The organism is Pantoea sp. YR525 (assembly GCF_900116775.1).
Classification (GTDB): Bacteria; Pseudomonadota; Gammaproteobacteria; order Enterobacterales; family Enterobacteriaceae; genus Pantoea; species Pantoea symbiotica.
On sequence record NZ_FPBU01000001.1, the window covers coordinates 427,646 to 446,971 of the forward strand.

Genomic DNA, 19,326 nt, shown 5'->3' on the forward strand with positions numbered 1-19,326 from the left:
TTTACGCTATCTATTCTGAAAAAAAATGATGACACCTTTAGTTTTAGCTTCTACTTCCCCTTTTCGTCAGGCGCTGCTAAGCAAACTGGGCCTGCCTTTTATTACCGCCGCCCCAGATTGCGACGAATCCCCGCTACCGCATGAATCGGCCCCCGAGCTGGTGCAGCGTCTGGCATTAGCCAAAGCGCAGGCGCTGGCCGCACGTTACCCGGACAGCTGGATAATCGGGTCCGATCAGGTTTGTGTGCTGAATGGCGAGATAACCGGTAAACCGCACACTGTGGAAAAGGCCTGCCAGCAACTTGCGGCGGCCAGCGGCAACGCCATCACCTTTTATACCGGCCTGGCGCTTCTGCAACCGCAGAGCGGCAAACAGTCGGTCATTTGCGAACCCTTTAACGTGCATTTCCGCGAGTTGAGTGCTGAAGAAATTCGTGGCTACGTTGAAAAGGAGCAGCCGTTGCAGTGCGCTGGCAGTTTCAAAAGCGAAGGATTGGGGATTTGTTTATTTGACAGGCTGGAAGGTCGCGATCCCAATACCTTGATTGGTTTACCGCTGATTGCGCTAGATGAAATGCTAAGAAAGGTGGGCATCAACGCATTGTGTTGATGCCCGGATAATCAGGCTTTTTTCTGACGCAGTTTGGCGAGGCAATTCTTCAGTGCGCCATCCAGTGGCGCTTCCATCCGTAACACTTCTCCGGTGTTGGGATGGGTGAAGGTCAACGCGGCGGCATGTAAGAACAGGCGCGACAAACCGGTTGAACTGAGCTGTGCATCAAACTCGCGGTCGCCGTAACGATCGTCGAAGGCGATCGGGTGGCCGCCATGAAGCGTATGCACACGAATCTGATGGGTACGACCGGTCACCGGGCTGGCTTTCACCAAGGTCGCGAAACCAAACCGCTCTTCGACTTTAAAACGCGTCTCAGAAGGCTTGCCTTCCGCACTAACGCGAACTACACGTTCGCCGCTCTGCAAAATGTTTTTCAGCAGCGGTGCCTGCACCACTTTCAGATGCGATGGCCAGTCACCGCGCACCAGAGCCAGGTAATCCTTCTGCATGCCCTTCTCGCGCAGCTGCTCATGCAGCGAGCGCAAAGCAGAACGCTTCTTCGCCACCAGCAGGATGCCAGAGGTATCACGATCGAGGCGATGGACTAACTCAAGGAAACGCGCTTCCGGACGCAACGCACGCAGCCCTTCAATCACACCAAAACTTAATCCGCTGCCACCGTGTACTGCGGTGCCCGACGGTTTATTCAGCACCATCAGGTAATCATCCTCATAGAGAATGGCATTGGTGAGCGCCGCGACTTTATCCAGCTTCGGTGAAACCGTATTCTCTTCGCGCTCGGCAACCCGTACCGGAGGGATACGCAGCTCGTCGCCATCCTCCAGCTTATATTCCGGTTTGACGCGCTTTTTATTCACCCGCACTTCGCCTTTACGCAAAATGCGATAAATCATGCTTTTCGGCACGCCCTTAAGCTGGGTGCGCAAAAAGTTATCAATTCGTTGTCCGGCATTTTCAGCCGTGATGGCGACATACTGTACGCCGGGATTCTCTGTTTTCATGGCGGCGATTCTAATTAGTGTCCCTGGATAGCGCCACCCCTTTTTCTGTGCTTAACTCTCTCTTTGTCGCGTGATGAAACGGTGAAAATGGCGACATTTTCAGCGATGCGATGATTAGCCCTGCAAATGAACAGGTTATGGACGAATAAACTTCTCAGCTTGGCAAAAGTCGCCTTGCTTAATGTTGGTTAGCAATGGAATAATGCAGGGGTTTCTGCCCTGGAAAGATTCAGGCAGAAAAAAGAGCGAAATAAGTCATTTTGCCGGATTGAACGGACACGCAGCAATGGCGTAAGACGTAATGTTAAATCAGGCACTTAGCGGGCTGCGGGTTGCGGCCTGGACGACAGACTAGGATGTGTGGATTTTTGAATACTCTGTAACATTTCCACCTTCAGGCGCTGGATTTCCTTATGAAAAACAGGCCACCGACAAGATTTGCGCCCCTTTAGCCGCCGACAACCGTGAGGTTGACGTCAGTGCATTAAGACACGGGGCCATCGGTTGATTCTCGTCCAGGGTACGATGCCCGCAGCTAGATCACTCATGTGAGAATAACGAGTAAGTCACGATGAAAAGAATGTTAATTAACGCAACTCAGCAGGAGGAGTTGCGCGTTGCCCTGGTTGATGGACAACGTCTGTACGATCTGGATATTGAAAGTCCTGGACACGAACAGAAAAAAGCCAACATATACAAAGGTAAAATCACCCGCGTTGAACCTAGCCTTGAAGCTGCATTTGTCGATTACGGTGCAGAACGTCACGGTTTCCTCCCTCTGAAAGAAATTTCCCGCGAATATTTCCCCGCCAATTACAACGCACATGGTCGTCCGAATATCAAAGATGTGCTGCGTGAAGGTCAGGAAGTTATCGTTCAAATTGATAAAGAGGAACGCGGTAATAAAGGTGCAGCACTCACCACCTTTATTTCTCTGGCCGGTAGCTATCTGGTATTGATGCCGAACAACCCACGTGCCGGTGGTATTTCACGCCGCATTGAGGGCGACGATCGTACCGAATTAAAAGAAGCACTTTCCGCACTGGAACTTCCAGACGGCATGGGATTAATCGTCCGTACGGCGGGCGTAGGCAAATCTGCCGAATCACTGCAGTGGGATCTCAGCTTCCGTATGAAGCACTGGGAAGCCATTAAGAAAGCTGCAGACAGCCGCCCGGCGCCTTTCCTGATCCATCAGGAAAGCAACGTTATCGTGCGCGCCTTCCGCGACTATCTGCGTCAGGATATCGGTGAAATCCTTATCGATAATCCAAAAGTCCTGGAACTGGCTCGTCAGCACATTGCTGCACTGGGTCGTCCAGACTTCAGCAGCAAAATCAAACTGTACACCGGTGAAATCCCGCTGTTCAGCCACTACCAAATCGAATCGCAGATTGAATCAGCTTTCCAGCGTGAAGTGCGTCTGCCATCAGGCGGCTCGATTGTTATCGATAGCACCGAAGCCCTGACGGCGATTGATATCAACTCCGCACGTGCAACTCGCGGCGGTGATATCGAAGAAACCGCCTATAACACCAACCTGGAAGCGGCCGATGAGATCGCTCGCCAGCTACGTCTGCGTGATCTCGGCGGCCTGATTGTGATCGACTTCATCGACATGACGCCAGTGCGCCACCAGCGCGCAGTGGAAAACCGTCTGCGTGAAGCGGTGCGTCAGGATCGTGCGCGTATTCAGATCAGCCACATTTCACGCTTCGGTTTGCTGGAGATGTCGCGTCAGCGTTTGAGCCCGTCACTGGGTGAATCCAGCCATCACGTCTGCCCTCGCTGCAGCGGTACCGGCACCATCCGTGATAACGAATCTCTGTCGCTGTCTATTCTGCGTCTGATTGAAGAAGAAGCGCTGAAAGACAACACCAAAGAAGTGCATGCCATTGTTCCGGTTCAGGTCGCCTCTTACCTGCTGAACGAAAAGCGTGATGCCGTTAGCGCCATCGAAAAACGCCAGGGCGGCGTGCGTGCCATCATCGTGCCAAACGATCAGATGGAAACCCCACACTACTCGGTACTGCGTGTTCGCACCGGCGAAGAGACGCAAACGCTGAGCTATCACTTACCGAAACTGCACGAAGCGGAAATGGCGCTGCCTTCTGAAGAAGAGCACGCTGAGCGTCGTCGTCCGGAGCAGCCAGCACTGGCCGCCTTCGCGATGCCAGATGCGCCGCCTGCGCCGGTTGAAGTGGTGAAAGAGTCTCAGCCTGCAGCAGAAGTGAAAACCAAGCCTGCTGTTGCAGCACCCGCGGTGACTAACACCGGCTTCGTGGCACGCCTGCTGAGCGGATTGAAGAAACTGTTTGCCGGTGACGCGCCAGCTGCGGCTCCTGCTGAAACTCAGCAAGAAACCCCAGCCGTTGTTGCCGCTGAATCTGAAAATACCCAGCAGCGTGGCGAACGTCGCAACAATAACAACCGCCGCAACAACCGTCGCGAACGTACTCCGCGTAATGGCGAGAATGGTCAGGTGCGCGAAGGTCGTGAACCGCGCGAGCCGCGTGAAGCACGTGAGCCACGTGAAGCCCGCGAACCGCGTGACAATCAGGACAATCGTCGCAACAAGCGTCAGAACGAGCCGCGTGAAGCGCGTCCGGTCCTGAGCGATGAAGCGCTTGAGCAACGTGATGAGCAGCAGCAACAGCGCCGCGAACAGCGTGCCGATCGCCAGCGTCGTCGTCAGGAAGAGAAGCGCACTCAGCAGCAGGATCAGAAAGCCGCTGAACCGGTTGTTCAGGCTCCTGTCGTTGACGAAAACGTCGAGCAGGAAGAAGAACGCGTTCAGGTAATGCCGCGTCGTAAGCAGCGTCAGCTGTCACAGCGCGTGCGTGTGGGCGATACCACTGAAATTGCTGCCGAAGCGCCAGTGGTTCATGAAGCCGCCGTTGAAACTGCGCCGCGCGCTCAGTACCACGAACATCCTGAAGCCAGCAATGACGAGCAAGATGATAGCGATAACCGTGATAGCGCCAATATGCCGCGCCGTTCACGTCGTTCACCGCGTCACCTGCGCGTGAGTGGCCAGCGTCGTCGCCGTTATCGTGACGAGCGTTACCCAACGCAGTCTGCAATGCCGCTGGAATCGGCTGCTGCCTCACCAGAAATGGCGTCAGGCAAAGTGTGGATCTCTTACCCGGTTGCGCAAGCGCAGGAAGAGTACAGCACGCAAGATGCGATGCATGAAGTGTCGGATTACGGCTACCAGCAAGCCGCAGATGCCGAGGCTCAACCCGCTGCAGTTGAACCGGCCGTTGAGCAGGTTGCCGCTGAAGAAGCTGTGCATCATGCTGAACCACAGGCACATACCGATGTTCCAGTGGTAAACACTGATGACGTCACGCCGATTGCCGCGCCTGTCAACGAAGAGCCAGCCGTGATCTCTGCTGCTGATGAACAAGTTGCACAGGAAACTGCGGCTGAAGCGGAACCGGCTGTTGTCGTTGAAGAAGCGAAGCCTGAAGGTGAAGTCAGCGAAGTCGCTGCGGTTGTAGAGCAGGCGCCAGCTGATGTTTCTCCAGCAGTGGAAGCTCAGGTTGAAGAAGTGCTGGCTGCGCCAGTCGCGGCTGAAGCGGAAGTCACGCCGGTCACTGAACCTCATGCGCCGGTTGCGGCTCGTGATACCGCAGTGACCACGGTAGAGACGCGCTTCAAGCACCACGCTACCGCACCGATGACCAAAGCACCGGCTCCGGCCTGGGAACCTGAACCGGTTCGTAACAGCGACTGGGTCCGTCCAGCGTTTGGCTTCGAGGGCCGCGGCTCTGCCGGCGGTCACAGCGCAACGCATCAGGCAACCGCCCCGGCAACCCGTCCGGAAAGCGCGTAAGCTCTAGCAAGTCAGTAAACAGCAAACCCCGGCCAGTCCGGGGTTTTTTATTGCCTGCAGTCGCCATATATGGCGCCCCTACGATGCGCGGCATTGCGCCATTTGTGGTGTAATGCCGCTTAATTAAGCAATAAATTTCCTATCTATAACGCAAACCTTGCCAAACAAATGTAGGGTCGCCATTAATGGCGACCGATTCACGCTTAACGGACAAGTATTACGCCATTTATGCGACCTGAATAACAGGCAAAAAAAATCCCACAGCCCCGAAAGGCGGTGGGAGAAACTAAGCGCACCCGGTTAAAGTACGCTCAAAGGTTCAGGTCAATTACGAATTAAGCTGGAACAGCGAGAGTTTCGACATATCGGTAAAAGTCTTATACGACGCCTGCAAAGCCGTTTGTTGCATGGTGTAGCTGGAAATGGCTTGCGTATAATCAACCTGCACCAGATCTGTCATTTGTGAAGCCATAATGGTGTCACGGTCATCGCCCTGCGCATCCAGCGTATCCAGTTCAGCCAACTGTGAACCTACTGCTGAACGCACCGCCAACACGTTGTTCAATGAGTTGCTCAAGCCACGGTTGGATTTATCCATTGCATCCTGGAAAACCTGCTTGGTTGCGTCATCAGCATCATCCTGCGGCGTATTGAGTGCTGCAATTGCGCTATCAAGCATGTTAAACAGATTGGTTTCACTCGGGCTGCCGTCCGGCTCTGCTTTCGCGTTGCTGGTCAGTGACATAAATACTGACGATCCTGCGCTACTCACCGCCATCGTGCGACCATCATCGACCTTCTGCGTAATCGCATCGGTCCCGCCAACATACGTAACGCCCGTTGGGGCTCCAGCGTCACTGAACGGTGCAACATCAGTTTGATAGCCCGCAAAAATATAGCGACCATTGCCGTCACGGCTGTTAGCCTGGTTCAGCAGTTGGTCACGAATACCTTGTAATTTGGTGGCAATCGATGCGCGGTCATCGTCACTCAGCGTACCGGTTGAACCATACACAATCATGGTTTGCGCATCCTGAATGCTGCTGGTCACGCTGGAGAGTGAGTTCTCTTCCATCGACAAGCTTTGATCGGCAAAGCTGCGTGCCGTGGCATATTGGCTACTTTTCGCCTGCGATTGCGAAAGCACTACGGCGCGAGAGGCGGCGATTGGATCATCTGAGGGATTGCTGACGCGCAGCCCGGTAGAGAGCTGTTCACCTACTTTTAACCAGGAAGCTTGCGAGTCAGTAATCCCGCGGACCTGCTGGTTGAAAATCATATTGGTACTAAGACGCATGGTTTTTATCCTCTATGCTTAGCCGCGGATGCCCATCAGCGCATTAAAAATGGTACTCGCCGTTTGCAGTACTTGCGCGTTCGCCATATAGAACTGCTGATACTTCGTCAGATTAGAGTACTCTTCATCGAGGTTGACCCCTGAAACTGACTGCTGGCGATCGCTTAGCTGAGTAACCACGTTTTCTTGTGTGGTGCTGGCCGTTTCCAGCGTGCTGGTTTTGTTACCGACGCTGCTGACAATACTGGCGTAAGCCTGAGCGATGGTCGCATTACCATTCACCAACTTGCTATCCTGCAGATCCAACAATTTCTGCGCATTACGGTTGTCACTTTCACCGCTGGTTGCGCTGGATGCCGCAGCAATTTGCGACTCATCGGTGATCGCAACCGACATACCGGCAATGACGTTCTGTACCGGTTTGACCAGGAAACTGTCTTTAGCGTTAGGTGCGGGTGATGTACTCACCGTCAGTTTCAGGCCATCAAAGTTAAGGGTGCCGTCAGTCGCATCTGGCGTAACGCTAAACTTCACGTTGTCAGACATGCGGGTCACCGACCAATTACTGCCGTCATAACTCACGGTGTAGTTAGACGCTTTCATCGCGCTGGTATCTGACCATGCAGCCGTAACGGTAGCCGCTGAGGTATTTTTGCTGTTACCCACCACGGTTGGCGAACCTATATTAAAGAAGTTGCCACCCTGGTCACCGTTGCTGTCATACCCTTCGCTGTGCACGGTATTGAAGCTAGTGGTGAACGCCGCAGCTAACTGGCCGAGCTGATTCTGCGCGGTATCCAAATCCTGCGTACGAAACGCCAGCAAGCCGCCGAGTGAACCGGTGGTCAATGTCTTCTCAGGGATCTCAACATTACCCGCCTGCTTATCGACATAGCCGACAGTGGTACGTGTTGAATCGCTGCTGGACGGCATCGCCACCAAACTGGTGGAGTTTTTACCATTCACCAACGTCACGCTGCCCATTGAGACGATATAGCTACCGTCCTGTTGAGATACGTTAACGCCAACCACATTATTCAGGCTGTTCACTAACTGATCGCGCTGATCCAGCAAATTGTTCGGCGCCGCGCCACCGCCGGTGGTCAGCTTGGCGATCTGACTGTTCAGGTCGGCAATCTGACTGGTGAAGGTGTTGATTTGGTCGACGTTCGAGGCGATATCTGTATTAACGCTGTTCTGCATATTATTGAGATATTGCGCCGTGGTCTGGAATTGGTTCACCAGGCCTTGTGCGTAACTCAGCATTGATTGACGCGCCGACGGATCGTTGGCGTTACTCACCACGTTCTGCACGTTGGTGAAGAAGCTTTGGATTGAGGTCGACAAGCTGGTGGTCGACGTCGACAGCAGATCATCAATGTTCGAAATTTGGTTGTACTGCGTATTCACGGCGCTGTAGTTGGCGCTGGAGCCACGGAGCTGGGCGGTGATGAACTCGTCATACTCACGCTGAACGCCGGAGAGCGTTACACCGTTGCCGTAATAGCTGTTGCCCTGCAGGGTGCTGTTCGACTGCGACAGAATCGCCGTCTGACGCGAATAGCCCGCTACCGTGTAATTGCTGATGTTATTACTGGTGGTGCTTAATGCAGCCTGTGCGGCGCTCAGCCCACTCATCGCTGAGTTAATTATGCTGGACATCTCGGTTCCTTAATTTCCCGTTAACCGGGCTGGCAGTCATCAGTGCGATTGCGCGGGCGGTGAACGCCCGTGGCATGTGATTGTTATCGGCGTGCTTAAGTGAAACTTGAGAGCAAAAATCAGAACAAATCGTTGATGTCGTTGCTGTACGCCTTCACCACTTTTTCGCCCATGTTTTTGAATTGCTGGATCATTCCCACCAGTTTTTGCGCATACTTTGGATCGGTAGCGTAACCGGCGGCCTGCAAGGCACGCGCGCCCTGCTCGGCGCTCGGTGCGTTGGCAACGGCGGCATAACGAGGATTATTGGACAGCAGTTTGACGTAGTCGCTGAGCGCTTCCATATAAGAGCCATACACACGGAAACTGGCGCGCACTTTTTTCGCCACGCCGCCTTCGTATTCGGTGGTCATGATATCGGTAGTTGCGCCCTTCCAGTCACCGCTCGCCTTAATACCGAACACGTTGTAACTCGGCTTGCCGTCGCGCGTCAGGATCTGTCGCTGGCCCCAGCCGGATTCCAGCGCGGCCTGCGCCAGGATCAGATGATGCGGAATGCCGCTCTGCTGACTGGCGACCTGCGCCGGTTGCGCGAGCTGGGCGATAAAGTCGTTGCTGTCGCTGGGCAAACTGCTCGGCGAGACCGGCAAACGCGGCACCGCTTTACGCACCATCTGCTCCAGCTGATTCGACGGCAGGTTGCTATAGATGAAGCTGTTGTCCAGCTTCATCGGCACCGTACCGGCGGTTTCGTCCGGCTCCTGAGCGGGCTGCATCTGTTTAACGATAATATCGGCCATGCCGAGACCACGTTTACCGATGTCCTGCGCAATCTGCTGATCGTACATCGAGGTGAAAAGCCGCGTCTGATCGTTGCTCAGCAGGCCATCCTGCGGCAGCGCTGCGCGCATGCTTTTCATCATCATTTGCACGAACATCCCTTCCACCTGCTTGGCCACCTGCATCGCCTTCCCTTTCGGGTCGGCGGCGGCTTCGCGTTTCAGGTCGTTCAGCGAGCGGCTGTCATACGCCGCATTCACTAGCGATTGCGTATCGTTCATCAGATAATTTCCAGTTTGGCGCGCAAGCAGCCTGCGCTTTCCATCGATTGCAAAATCGACATCAGCTCAATCGGTGACGCACCCAGCGCATTCAGCGCACGCACCACGTTGTTGAGGTTGGCACTGGAGTTAACACGTTGCAGCGCGCCGCCACTCTGACGCAGATCGATCTGGGTATTGTTAGTTGTCACGGTCTGACCGCCCGCCAACGGCGTATCAGGCTGACTGACGTTCTGCTGCTGATTGACGGTAACCGACAGATTGCCCTGCGCCACCGCACAGGTGTTCAGCGTCACTTCGCGGTTCATCACCACCGAACCGGTACGTGAGTTGATAATCACCTTGGCATCTTCCAGCGGCACCGAAACGTCGAGGTTCTGAATTTCAGCCAGCAGACGCACCTGAGAACTGTTATTCGGCGACACGCGGATCTGCACGGTACGCGCATCCAGCGGCTGCGCGGAACCAATGCCACGGCTGTTAATGGCGTCGGCGATGCGCTGCGCCATGCTGAAGTCTTCATTATTCAGCTGCAGGTTGATGGTGTTCTGGCTACCAAAGTTGCTCTGCAGTTCACGCTCTACCGTTGCGCCGCCGGTAATACGGCCACCGTTCAGTTGGTTAACCTGCACGCTGCTGCCACCGGCTGAAGCGCCGGCACCGCCAACCAGAATGTTACCCTGCGCCAGCGCGTAAACCTGGTTATCCACGCCTTTCATCGGCGTCATCAGCAGCGTACCGCCGCGCAAACTTTTAGCGTTACCCAGCGAGGAGACCACCACATCAACGGTTTGGCCCTGACGCGCAAAGGTCGGCAGCTTGGCGGTCACCATGACGGCCGCCACGTTTTTCAGCTGCATATTGGTGCCAGCCGGCACGGTAATGCCGAGCTGGGAGAGCATGTTGCTCACGGTTTGCGTAGTAAACGGGGTTTGCGTGGTCTGGTCACCGGTACCATCAAGGCCCACCACCAAGCCGTAACCGATCAGCTGGTTATCGCGCACGCCCTGTACGGAGGTCAGATCGCGGATGCGATCAGCATGCGCCAGAACGCTGAAACCCAGCAGCAAGCAGAGGCTCAGGCGGAGCAGAGTCGTCATATTCATTCTTAATACCTCTTACATCGGCGAGACGTTCAGGAAGAAACGCTGGAACCAGCCCATCGTCTGCGCTTCATTGATATAACCATTTCCGACGTACTCAATACGTGCATCGGCCACCGCGGTGGAGAGCACCGCATTGCTGGCGCTGATAGTGCGCGGGTTAACCACGCCCGAGAAGCGGATGAATTCGGTGCCCTGGTTAATTTCGATCTGTTTCTCACCCACCACGCGCAGGTTGCCGTTCGACAACACCTGATTGACGGTGACGGTGATGGTGCCCGTAAAGGTGTTATTCGCCGTGGCGCCACCTTTGCCGGCGAAATCATTTTTGCCATTGGCATCCAGCGTGGCTTTTTCGCCACCGGCACCCACCAGACCACTCAGGCCGGTTGGTACACCTGTCACACCAAAACTGTTGCTGCCATCGCGGCTGGCGTTGGCGGAAGAACTTTTGCTGGCGCTGACGTTTTCCTGCAAGGTGATCGTCAATGTGTCGCCAATGTTGCGTGGACGGCGATCCTCAAACAGCGGCTGATAGCCGTAGTTCAGCGGTGCGACGCCCTGAAAAATGGAACCGTTCACCACTGGCGGTGCGGATGGCGTCGGCTCTGCCGTTGTCGCCCCTTGCACCAGTGGCGTGCGCGGAACCAGCGCACAACCGTTAAGAGTGAGTAGCAGCGTGGCTACCAACCAATGACCAGGCTTGAGAATCACTTGCTTCGCCACGGAGTTCTAACCTTATTCATGTTGCTTAATCAGGCCAGCCAGGCTGGCCCAACGACACCAGCATTACAGCTGGGTTAACTTCGCCAGCATCTGATCGGAGGTGCTGATCGCTTTACTGTTGATCTCGTAGGCGCGCTGCGTCTGAATCATGGTGACCAGCTCTTCCGCCACGTTGACGTTCGAGGTTTCGACATAACCCTGATACAGCAGACCCGCGCCGTTCTGGCCTGGCGTGCTCTGCGTTGCCGCACCGGATGCCTGCGTCTCCTGATAGAGGTTTTCACCCTGGCTATTCAGGCCCGCATCGTTCATGAAGGTGCTGAGCGTCAACTGACCGACCTGCGCCGGGTTGGTCTGGCCCTGCTGCGTCACGCTCACCACACCATCGCGCGAGATAGTGATGCTGGTGGCGTTGGCCGGAATGGTGATACCTGGCTGAACCGGATAACCGGCGTTGGTTACCAGCTGACCGTTCTGGTCAACCTGGAATGAACCATCACGGGTATACGCCGAGGTGCCGTCTGGCATCTGCACTTCGAAATAACCCTGGCCGTTGATAGCCACGTCTTTCGAGTTGCTGGTCTGCGACAGATTACCCTGCTGATGCAGACGTTCGGTGGTGACAGGACGCACACCGGTACCGATCTGCAGACCTGACGGCAGCGTAGTTTGCTCCGACGACTGGGTGCCCGGCTGACGCAGGGTTTGGTACATCAAATCTTCAAATACCGCGCGCGAACGTTTAAAGCCGTTGGTGCTTACGTTCGCGAGGTTGTTGGAGATGACGTCCATGTTAGTTTGCTGAGCGTCAAGACCGGTTTTGGCGATCCATAAAGAACGAATCATGGTGTTTTCCTTACGCCTTAGCTGCTCATGTTGAGCAAGCTGTTAGCTTTTTGTTCGTTTTCATCGACGTTGGAGATCACTTTCATCTGCATCTCAAAACGTCGTGCGTTGGCGATCATATCGACCATGGTTTCCACCGGCTTCACGTTACTGCCCTCCAGCACGCCAGGCATCACCGTCATGGTGGCATCGTTCGCCAGCGCAGCGCCGCGCGTCGCCTGGGTTTGCTGGTTAGGACGGAACATGCCGTCATCGCCACGTTGCATCTCTTTACCGGTGGCGCGCACCAGCTTCAGGCGACCAATCTGCACCGTGGCATTGGGTGCATCACCGGCGTTACGCGAGGTGATGGTGCCGTCTGCCGCGATGGTCAATTCAGCACCTTGCGGGATGGCGATCGGACCGCCATCGCCCATCACGGGATTGCCCTGAATGGTCAAAATACCGGTCGAGCTGATCTGCATGTTGCCGTTGCGGGTATAGGCTTCGGTACCGTCAGCGGCACGCACTGCCAACCAGCCGTCCTGCGCGACACCCACATCCAGCGTGCGGCCGGTGTTATCCATCGAGCCCGGTGACATATCGGCGCCCGGCGTGGAAGCGGCAACCAGCGTACGCGTTGGCAGCGACCAGCCGCTGACCGGCACCGCGCGCAACGCGTTGAGCTGAGCACGAAAGCCCGGCGTTGAGGCGTTGGCGAGGTTGCTGGCCGTTACCGACTGCTGCTCCAACGTCTGACTGGCCGCGCCCATAGCGGTATATATTGCGTGATCCATAAAGCAATCCCGTTAGCGAATTAACGTAAGTTAACCAGGGTGTTAAGAATCTGGTCCTGAGTTTTGATGGTCTGGCTGTTAGCCTGATAGTTACGTTGCGCAACGATCATGTTCACCAGCTCTTTACTCATATCGACGTTGGATGCTTCCAGCGCACCTGACGTCAGGTTGCCGTAAGTACCAGTGCCTGCCAGACCAACCGCAGCCTGACCTGATGAGCTGGTAGCTGACCAGACGTTATCGCCTTCAGACTTCAGACCTTCCGGGTTAGAGAAGCTCGCCAACACGATTTGACCCAACAACTGGGTTTTCTGGTTGGAGTAAGTACCGGTAATGGTGCCGTCATCATTGATGGTGTAGCTGGTCAAATCGCCAGGCTGATAACCGTCCTGCGTTGGGTTACCAAAGGTGGTCGCACCGGTGTTTTGCTGCAGGCTGCCCAACATGCTCATGCTGATGTTCATGCCATCCGCACCGTTGGTGCCGCTCACAACCAGGTTTGCCAGTGAGGCGCTGGTGGTCGTGGTATCCGGAATTGCAGTGCCCGGGTTGGCCGGATCGTCAATCATTTTTGATACGCCGGTCAGCTTACCGTTGGCATCAAACTTCATCTGGTAGCCCAGGTTGTCGCCTGCTGCGGTGTTACCGACTTCATTACCCGTGGTGGAGTCAACCATATGCACGGTCCAGGTGTTATCCGCAGTTTTGATGTAGTACATATCTAACTGATGATCGTTACCCTGGGTGTCATACACCGTCATGGTGGTTTTTGCGTTGTAGCTATCAACGTTGGACTTATCAAACGTTGTCACCGTTGGTGTGGTGCTGGTTGAGTTCAGGTTCGCAACCTGAGTCGCGGTCGTCGTTGCGCGAGCGCCCATCTGCGTGGTCGGAATACTCAGCGCCACCGGGTTCGCACCGGTCTGAATGGTTGGCGGTGTGCCGCTGGCCGGATAACCGGAAACGTTCAGACCTTGGGTGTTCACCAGGTTACGGTTGGCATCCAGCGTGAACTGGCCGTTACGGGAATAGAACACGCCGCCGCTGGCGTCGGTCATACGGAAGAAGCCGTTGCCGCTCAGCGCTACGTCCAGTCCACGACTGGTTGACGTGGTACTACCATCACCAAAGTCCTGGATGACGGCGGCAACTTTAGTACCCAGACCGACATTAGAACCGGCAAACATATCGGCAAAGGCAATGGTGCTGGATTTAAAACCGGCTGTGGCGGAGTTGGCGATGTTGTTACCAATTACATCCAGATTGCTGGAGGCAGCATTCAGGCCGCTCACCGCTTGTGAAAAAGACATAGTATTTCTCCTGCTAAAGGTTAATCAGAGAATCTGACGAATTTCATCGAGGGTTGCGGAGCCCATGGTGCCGAGATCCAGTTTTGCGGTGTCACCCACTGTGCTGACGCCATTGACGTAGGCATAGTTGAGCGGTTGAGCCACCAATTGGGTGCTGCCACTGCTGGCGGCCAGTGAAACGGTATATTTTCCATCCGGTGCAGTGCTGCCATCGGTCAGGGTGCCATCCCATGAGAAGGTATGGACGCCTGCAGTCAGTGCACCCAAATCGATGGTGCGAACAGTCGCGCCACTGGCATCTTTGATGGTGGCGGTGGTCGCGGTTGACGCGGTGCTCAATTCCACACCGAAAGGCGTGGTCGTGCCGCTGCCCACCAGGACCTGGCTGCCGTTAACCATCACGCCGTGACCAATTAAGGTTGCGCTCTGCAACGACTGGCTAGAGCTAATCTGACCAGAGATGGATCCCAGCGTGGTATTCAGCTTTTCAATACCGCTCAGGGTGTTGATTTGAGCCAACTGGGTGGTGAGCTGGCTGTTATCCATTGGATTAGTGGGATCCTGGTTTTTCAGCTGCGCCACCAACATATTCAGAAACTGATTCTGCAGGTCGGCGGAGGTATTGCCGCTCGAAGCACTGCTGGAGGTCAGTACCGTTGGGTCCAGACTGTCTTTAATTCCTACTGCTACGCTCATCGTCGTTCTCCGTTACTGACCCATGGTGAGGGTTTTCATCATCATTGACTTCACCGTGTTCAGCACTTCAACGTTGGCCTGGTAGCTGCGCGACGCGGACATGGTGTTGACGGTTTCGGACACAACATCAACGTTTGGCATCTTGACGTAGCCCTTCTGATCCGCCAGCGGATTGCCTGGGTCATACACTAGTTTTGCCGGAGTAGGATCGTTAACCACGCCTGCGACCTTCACGCCGCCGGTCGCTGCACCTTGTGCGGCGTCGGTCTGGAAAATCACCTGCTTTGCCACGTAAGGTTGGCCATCAGGGCCGGTTACGCTGTCGGCGTTGGCCAGGTTACTGGCGCTGACGTTGAGGCGCTGTGATTGCGCTGTCATCGCAGAACCGGCGATATCAAAGATATTCAGCAATGCCATGCTTATTGCCCCTGCAGAACGCTCATCATGCCTTTGATCTGGCTACTGATGAGGGTGAGATCGGTTTGGTATTTCAGGCTGTTATCAGCAAACTGCGTACGTTCGCGATCCATATCCACGGTGTTGCCATCCGCGGCGGGTTGATCGGGAATGCGGTACAGCAGATCCAGTGACGGCTGAGAGTTGGTTTGCGCTTCAATGTGGCGTGAGGACGTCACATTCAGCGCCAGACTGCTGCCTTCGGCGCGACCGTTTTGCATCACCTTGCTCAGTTGGCTGGCAAAGTCGATATCCCGCGCCTGGTAGCCCGGGGTATCGGCGTTGGCAATGTTTGACGCCAGGATTTCCTGACGCTGAGCACGCAGGTTTAACGCTTCAGTACCAAATCGCAGCGCGGCATCGAGTTTGTCGAGCATGCTTCCTCCGCGAATGAGAATTTCGAGCTGACAGCTTAAGTGGACAAATGCAAGGGCGATCGTCTGAATAGCAGCAAAAATGACGGCTATTTTTGACATTGATTTTTTTACGCGAGGCGTAGACTCGGTGCCATCTTCTCGTCAGGAGGCGTTATGCGCAGATATTCCACTTTGCTAGCCACACTTTTGCTGGCACTGGCGCTACCCAGTTCTGCCGCGGACCTTACCGCGCAGTTAACCCAATTTTTTAAGGCGCGCGACCCACAACATGCCGCCGGCATGACGGTAGTGGTACGTACGCCGCAGGCGCAGTGGCCAAACTGCGAAACCCCTGAACTGCAACTGCCGGGTAATAGCCGTCAGTGGGGCAACATCAGCATCGCCGCTAACTGCGATCAAAACCGTCGTTTCCTGCAGGTTCAGGTGCAGGTGACCGGACAATATCTGGTGGCGAGCCGTCAGGTGGCGCGCGGCAGCAATCTCAGCCAGTCTGATGTGCGTCTGGAAACCGGGCGGCTGGATGAACTGCCGGCGCGCGCCTTGATGGATAGCAGCGGCGTCATTGATGCGGTCGCGCTGCGCGATATCCCGCCAGGACAGCCGGTGACTGCCAGCATGGTGCGCCAGCCGTGGCGCGTGAAAGCCGGTCAAAATGTGATGGTAGTCGCCAGTGGAAACGGGTTTAATGCCAGCAGCGAAGGACGTGCGCTGAACAACGCCAGCGCGGCACAAATGGTGCGCGTGAGGATGGGAAATGGTCAGGTTGTCAGTGGTCGCGTCGACGCGGATGGGAATATTCTGATATCGCTATAAAGCGTTAAAGAACCCTGTTGTTCTGCCGATAGAGATATCAACAAAGACATTACCCTATGCTGACTCAGTTGGCTGACCCCCAACTGACCTTACAGGAGCCTTACCATGAGCATCGACAGAACGCAGCCTACGAATCCGGTTAGCACTGTTCAAACACGCGATACCAACGATAACAGCAGCAAAGTGCGTCAGAGCGCGACGCCAGCAGCCAGCACCACCAGCGAAAGCGGTGCGGAAGTGAAGTTGAGTACCGCGCAGGCGCAACTGATGCAGCCTGGCAGCAAAGACATTAATACAGCGCGCGTTGAGCAGCTGAAGACGGCCATTCGTAATGGCGAATTGAAAATGGATACCGGTAAGATCGCCGACGCGCTGATCGCCGATACCAAGGCGTATTTAGAGGGTAACTAATCCCAATGGACAATCTGCTGATCACCTTAGACAAAATGCAGGACGTGCTGACATCCCTTGCGGTGGTAATGGATGAAGAACAACAGCAACTTTCTGCCGGCCAGGTTAATGGCAACATGCTGCAGCGTATTTCTGAAGATAAAAGCGCGCTGCTGACTACGTTGAATTATCTGGACGAGATGCGCCGCACCACCGAGAAATCCCTCGGCACGCAAGCGCCCTATGGTGATCACAGCGATCGCGAAAACCGCTGGATGCGTATTCAACAGCATACGCGCCGCTTACGCGATGCCAATACGCATAACGGGATTTTGTTGCAGCATCAGATTGGCTTCACCAATGAAGCATTGGCGGTATTGCGACCGCACCAAACGCAGGCATTTTACGGGCCGGATGGTTTGGGTAAAGGTCAGGCGACACTGAGTCGTAAAGGGTAAAAAAAGTGGGTTTGAAGAGGCTGCTATCTTTCGGGATGGCGGCCTTTTTGTTGTGTGCGGGACCTGCAACATCTGCCGCTGCCGGGCGGTCCTCGCGCCGCTTACGCGGTGCCTTCAGCTTCAACGTTGTGCCGACGGACCGTTCGGGATCGGGCTTCCTGCCCGGCCCGAACTGAGCCCCGCATCCATGCGGGTCTCTCCTGGCCCACCATTTACGCTTCAGCGCTGCGGATTGCCCTTGCGCAGCGGCAGACGCTGCATGTCCGTTAAGTTAGTGCGAGCTCTACGCCATAGTGCGGCGCGCGAAGTCGCGCGGGCGGAAGCCGAGCAGACCGAGCATCACAAAGTATGAGCCACCGCCGATGGCGCAGACCGCCGCCAGGCGAATCAGGCGCCACCACATCTGCCCCTCTTCCCATGCTGGCATGACTTGCAGAATGCCCAGCAGCGCTGCGGCCATCACACATACCGCAATCAGCAAACGAGTCAGGAAACTGAACCAGCCAGGCTGCGGCTGGAAGATATCCTGCTTACGCAGTTGCCAGTACAACAGCGCGGCATTCAGGCAAGCAGCCAAACCGATCGACAGCGACAAACCAGCGTGTTTGAGCGGACCGATAAATGCCAGGTTCATCAATTGCGTCACAATCAGCGTCACGATGGCAATTTTCACCGGCGTCTTAATGTCCTGGCGAGAATAGAAGCCGGGTGCCAGCACTTTCACCACAATCAGCCCCATCAAACCCACTGAATAGGCAATCAGCGCGCGCTGCGTCATCAAGGCATCAAAGGCGGTGAATTTCCCGTACTGGAACAGCGCGACCGTCAGCGGCCCGGACAAAATCCCCAGCGCTACCGCGCTCGGCAACGCCAGCAGGAAGCAGAGACGCAGGCCCCAATCCATCAACCGCGAATACTCTTCCTGATTGCCACTGGCAAAACTCTTCGCCAGCGAGGGCAGCAAAATGGTGCCCAGCGCCACGCCCAGCACGCCGGATGGAAACTCCATCAGACGATCGGCGTAGTACATCCACGAAACCGAACCGGAAACCAGAAAGGAGGCGAAGATGGTGTTGATGATCAGTGAAATTTGACTGACCGACACGCCAAGAATCGCCGGTCCCATTTGACGCATTACGCGCCACACGCCCGCATCGCGCAGATTCAGACGCGGCAGAACCAGCATGCCAATTTTCTTCAGGTGCGGCAGTTGATAAAACAGCTGCAACACGCCGCCCACCACCACGGCCCACGCCAGCGCCATCACCGGAGGATTAAAATGCGGCGCAGCGAAGACGGCAAAACCAATCATGCTGATGTTGAGCAGCGTTGGCGCAAACGCCGGCACGGAAAAACGGTTCCAGGTATTGAGGATGGCACCCGCCAGCGACGCCAGCGAGATCAGCAGAATATAAGGAAAGGTGACGCGCAGCAGCGCGCTGGTTAAAGCGAATTTATCAGCGGTATCGGCAAAACCTGGCGCCGTCACCACAATTACCCAGGGCGCAGCGATCATCCCCAACACGGTCACCACCGCCAGCACCAGCGTCAATAAACCGGAAACGTAGGCGACAAACACCCGCGTGGCATCTTCGCCCTGCTTGCTTTTATATTCCGCCAGAATCGGTACGAACGCCTGAGAAAACGCGCCTTCAGCAAAAATGCGGCGCAGCAGGTTAGGCAGTTTGAAGGCAACAAAGAAGGCATCGGTTGCCATCCCCGCACCGAAAACGCGCGCCACAATGGCATCGCGGGCAAAGCCCAGTATGCGGGAAAACAAGGTCATCGAACTGACCGCAGCCAGCGATTTCAACAAATTCATATTGAGTGGCGCATCCTGAAAAGTGTCGGAGAAATGAGCGACTTAGCGCGGACATCCCGTGATGTCCGGCGATAGTCTACTGACACGGCGGGAAATGACCAGCATTGAGTGTTACAA

At 55.4% G+C, this 19,326-nt stretch carries 18 protein-coding genes; 5 read left to right on the forward strand and 13 right to left on the reverse strand.

Features of this window, described 5'->3' with window-relative positions:
* The first annotated feature begins 28 nt into the window (after positions 1 to 28).
* Positions 29 to 610 (forward strand): Maf family protein, encoded by a 582-nt coding sequence (locus BM323_RS01960; RefSeq protein ID WP_175501679.1) that lies wholly within the window; start codon positions 29 to 31, stop codon positions 608 to 610.
* 11 nt (positions 611 to 621) lie between these two features.
* Here BM323_RS01960 and rluC read toward each other — a convergent pair whose 3' ends face one another.
* A complete protein-coding gene (rluC, locus tag BM323_RS01965; protein WP_008103072.1) occupies positions 622 to 1,578 on the reverse strand; it encodes a 23S rRNA pseudouridine(955/2504/2580) synthase RluC in 957 nt (318 codons plus the stop codon).
* 571 nt (positions 1,579 to 2,149) lie between these two features.
* Between rluC and rne the strand changes: the two genes are divergently transcribed.
* Positions 2,150 to 5,416, forward strand: coding sequence for a ribonuclease E (gene rne, locus BM323_RS01970; RefSeq protein WP_008103074.1), 3,267 nt, complete (start codon positions 2,150 to 2,152; stop codon positions 5,414 to 5,416).
* Positions 5,417 to 5,744: 328 nt separating this feature from the next.
* Here rne and flgL read toward each other — a convergent pair whose 3' ends face one another.
* The 11 genes from flgL to flgB form a co-directional block, all read right to left on the reverse strand.
* Positions 5,745 to 6,713: a flagellar hook-associated protein FlgL gene (flgL, locus tag BM323_RS01975; protein ID WP_008103076.1), complete on the reverse strand. Its 969-nt coding sequence runs from the start codon at positions 6,711 to 6,713 to the stop codon at positions 5,745 to 5,747.
* A gap of 18 nt (positions 6,714 to 6,731) precedes the next feature.
* The gene (gene flgK, locus BM323_RS01980; RefSeq protein WP_008103077.1) at positions 6,732 to 8,375 is read right to left on the reverse strand and encodes a flagellar hook-associated protein FlgK; all 1,644 of its coding nucleotides are present in this window, start codon (positions 8,373 to 8,375) and stop codon (positions 6,732 to 6,734) included.
* A gap of 119 nt (positions 8,376 to 8,494) precedes the next feature.
* Positions 8,495 to 9,436 (reverse strand): flagellar assembly peptidoglycan hydrolase FlgJ, encoded by a 942-nt coding sequence (flgJ, locus tag BM323_RS01985; protein WP_008103079.1) that lies wholly within the window; start codon positions 9,434 to 9,436, stop codon positions 8,495 to 8,497.
* The gene (locus tag BM323_RS01990; RefSeq protein WP_008103081.1) at positions 9,436 to 10,542 is read right to left on the reverse strand and encodes a flagellar basal body P-ring protein FlgI; all 1,107 of its coding nucleotides are present in this window, start codon (positions 10,540 to 10,542) and stop codon (positions 9,436 to 9,438) included. Before BM323_RS01990 ends, flgJ begins: the two co-directional genes overlap by 1 nt.
* Before the next feature lie 12 nt (positions 10,543 to 10,554).
* Complete coding sequence (locus BM323_RS01995) at positions 10,555 to 11,265, reverse strand: flagellar basal body L-ring protein FlgH (protein WP_008103082.1); 711 nt, start codon at positions 11,263 to 11,265, stop codon at positions 10,555 to 10,557.
* Positions 11,266 to 11,328: 63 nt separating this feature from the next.
* Positions 11,329 to 12,111, reverse strand: a complete 783-nt coding sequence (flgG, locus tag BM323_RS02000; protein ID WP_007885801.1) for a flagellar basal-body rod protein FlgG — start codon at positions 12,109 to 12,111, stop codon at positions 11,329 to 11,331.
* 17 nt (positions 12,112 to 12,128) lie between these two features.
* Complete coding sequence (locus BM323_RS02005) at positions 12,129 to 12,887, reverse strand: flagellar basal body rod protein FlgF (protein WP_008103084.1); 759 nt, start codon at positions 12,885 to 12,887, stop codon at positions 12,129 to 12,131.
* 20 nt (positions 12,888 to 12,907) lie between these two features.
* Positions 12,908 to 14,197 (reverse strand): flagellar hook protein FlgE, encoded by a 1,290-nt coding sequence (gene flgE, locus BM323_RS02010; RefSeq protein ID WP_008103086.1) that lies wholly within the window; start codon positions 14,195 to 14,197, stop codon positions 12,908 to 12,910.
* A 24-nt stretch (positions 14,198 to 14,221) separates the two neighbouring features.
* A complete protein-coding gene (gene flgD, locus BM323_RS02015; protein ID WP_008103087.1) occupies positions 14,222 to 14,893 on the reverse strand; it encodes a flagellar hook assembly protein FlgD in 672 nt (223 codons plus the stop codon).
* A gap of 12 nt (positions 14,894 to 14,905) precedes the next feature.
* Complete coding sequence (flgC, locus tag BM323_RS02020) at positions 14,906 to 15,310, reverse strand: flagellar basal body rod protein FlgC (protein ID WP_008103089.1); 405 nt, start codon at positions 15,308 to 15,310, stop codon at positions 14,906 to 14,908.
* A 2-nt stretch (positions 15,311 to 15,312) separates the two neighbouring features.
* Entirely contained in the window at positions 15,313 to 15,726 is a 414-nt protein-coding gene (gene flgB, locus BM323_RS02025; RefSeq protein ID WP_008103091.1) for a flagellar basal body rod protein FlgB, read from the reverse strand.
* 153 nt (positions 15,727 to 15,879) lie between these two features.
* Here flgB and flgA point away from each other — a divergent pair, with 153 nt between their 5' ends.
* The 3 genes from flgA to flgN all read left to right on the forward strand — a co-directional run bounded on the left by flgA (position 15,880) and on the right by flgN (position 17,387).
* Positions 15,880 to 16,539, forward strand: coding sequence for a flagellar basal body P-ring formation chaperone FlgA (gene flgA / locus BM323_RS02030; RefSeq protein WP_008103093.1), 660 nt, complete (start codon positions 15,880 to 15,882; stop codon positions 16,537 to 16,539).
* Positions 16,540 to 16,644: 105 nt separating this feature from the next.
* Entirely contained in the window at positions 16,645 to 16,950 is a 306-nt protein-coding gene (flgM, locus tag BM323_RS02035; protein WP_008103096.1) for a flagellar biosynthesis anti-sigma factor FlgM, read from the forward strand.
* 5 nt (positions 16,951 to 16,955) lie between these two features.
* On the forward strand, positions 16,956 to 17,387 hold the full coding sequence (gene flgN, locus BM323_RS02040; protein ID WP_008103097.1) for a flagellar export chaperone FlgN: 432 nt from the start codon (positions 16,956 to 16,958) through the stop codon (positions 17,385 to 17,387).
* 283 nt (positions 17,388 to 17,670) lie between these two features.
* Here flgN and murJ read toward each other — a convergent pair whose 3' ends face one another.
* Positions 17,671 to 19,209, reverse strand: a complete 1,539-nt coding sequence (gene murJ, locus BM323_RS02045; protein ID WP_008103100.1) for a murein biosynthesis integral membrane protein MurJ — start codon at positions 19,207 to 19,209, stop codon at positions 17,671 to 17,673.
* Positions 19,210 to 19,326 lie beyond the last annotated feature (117 nt).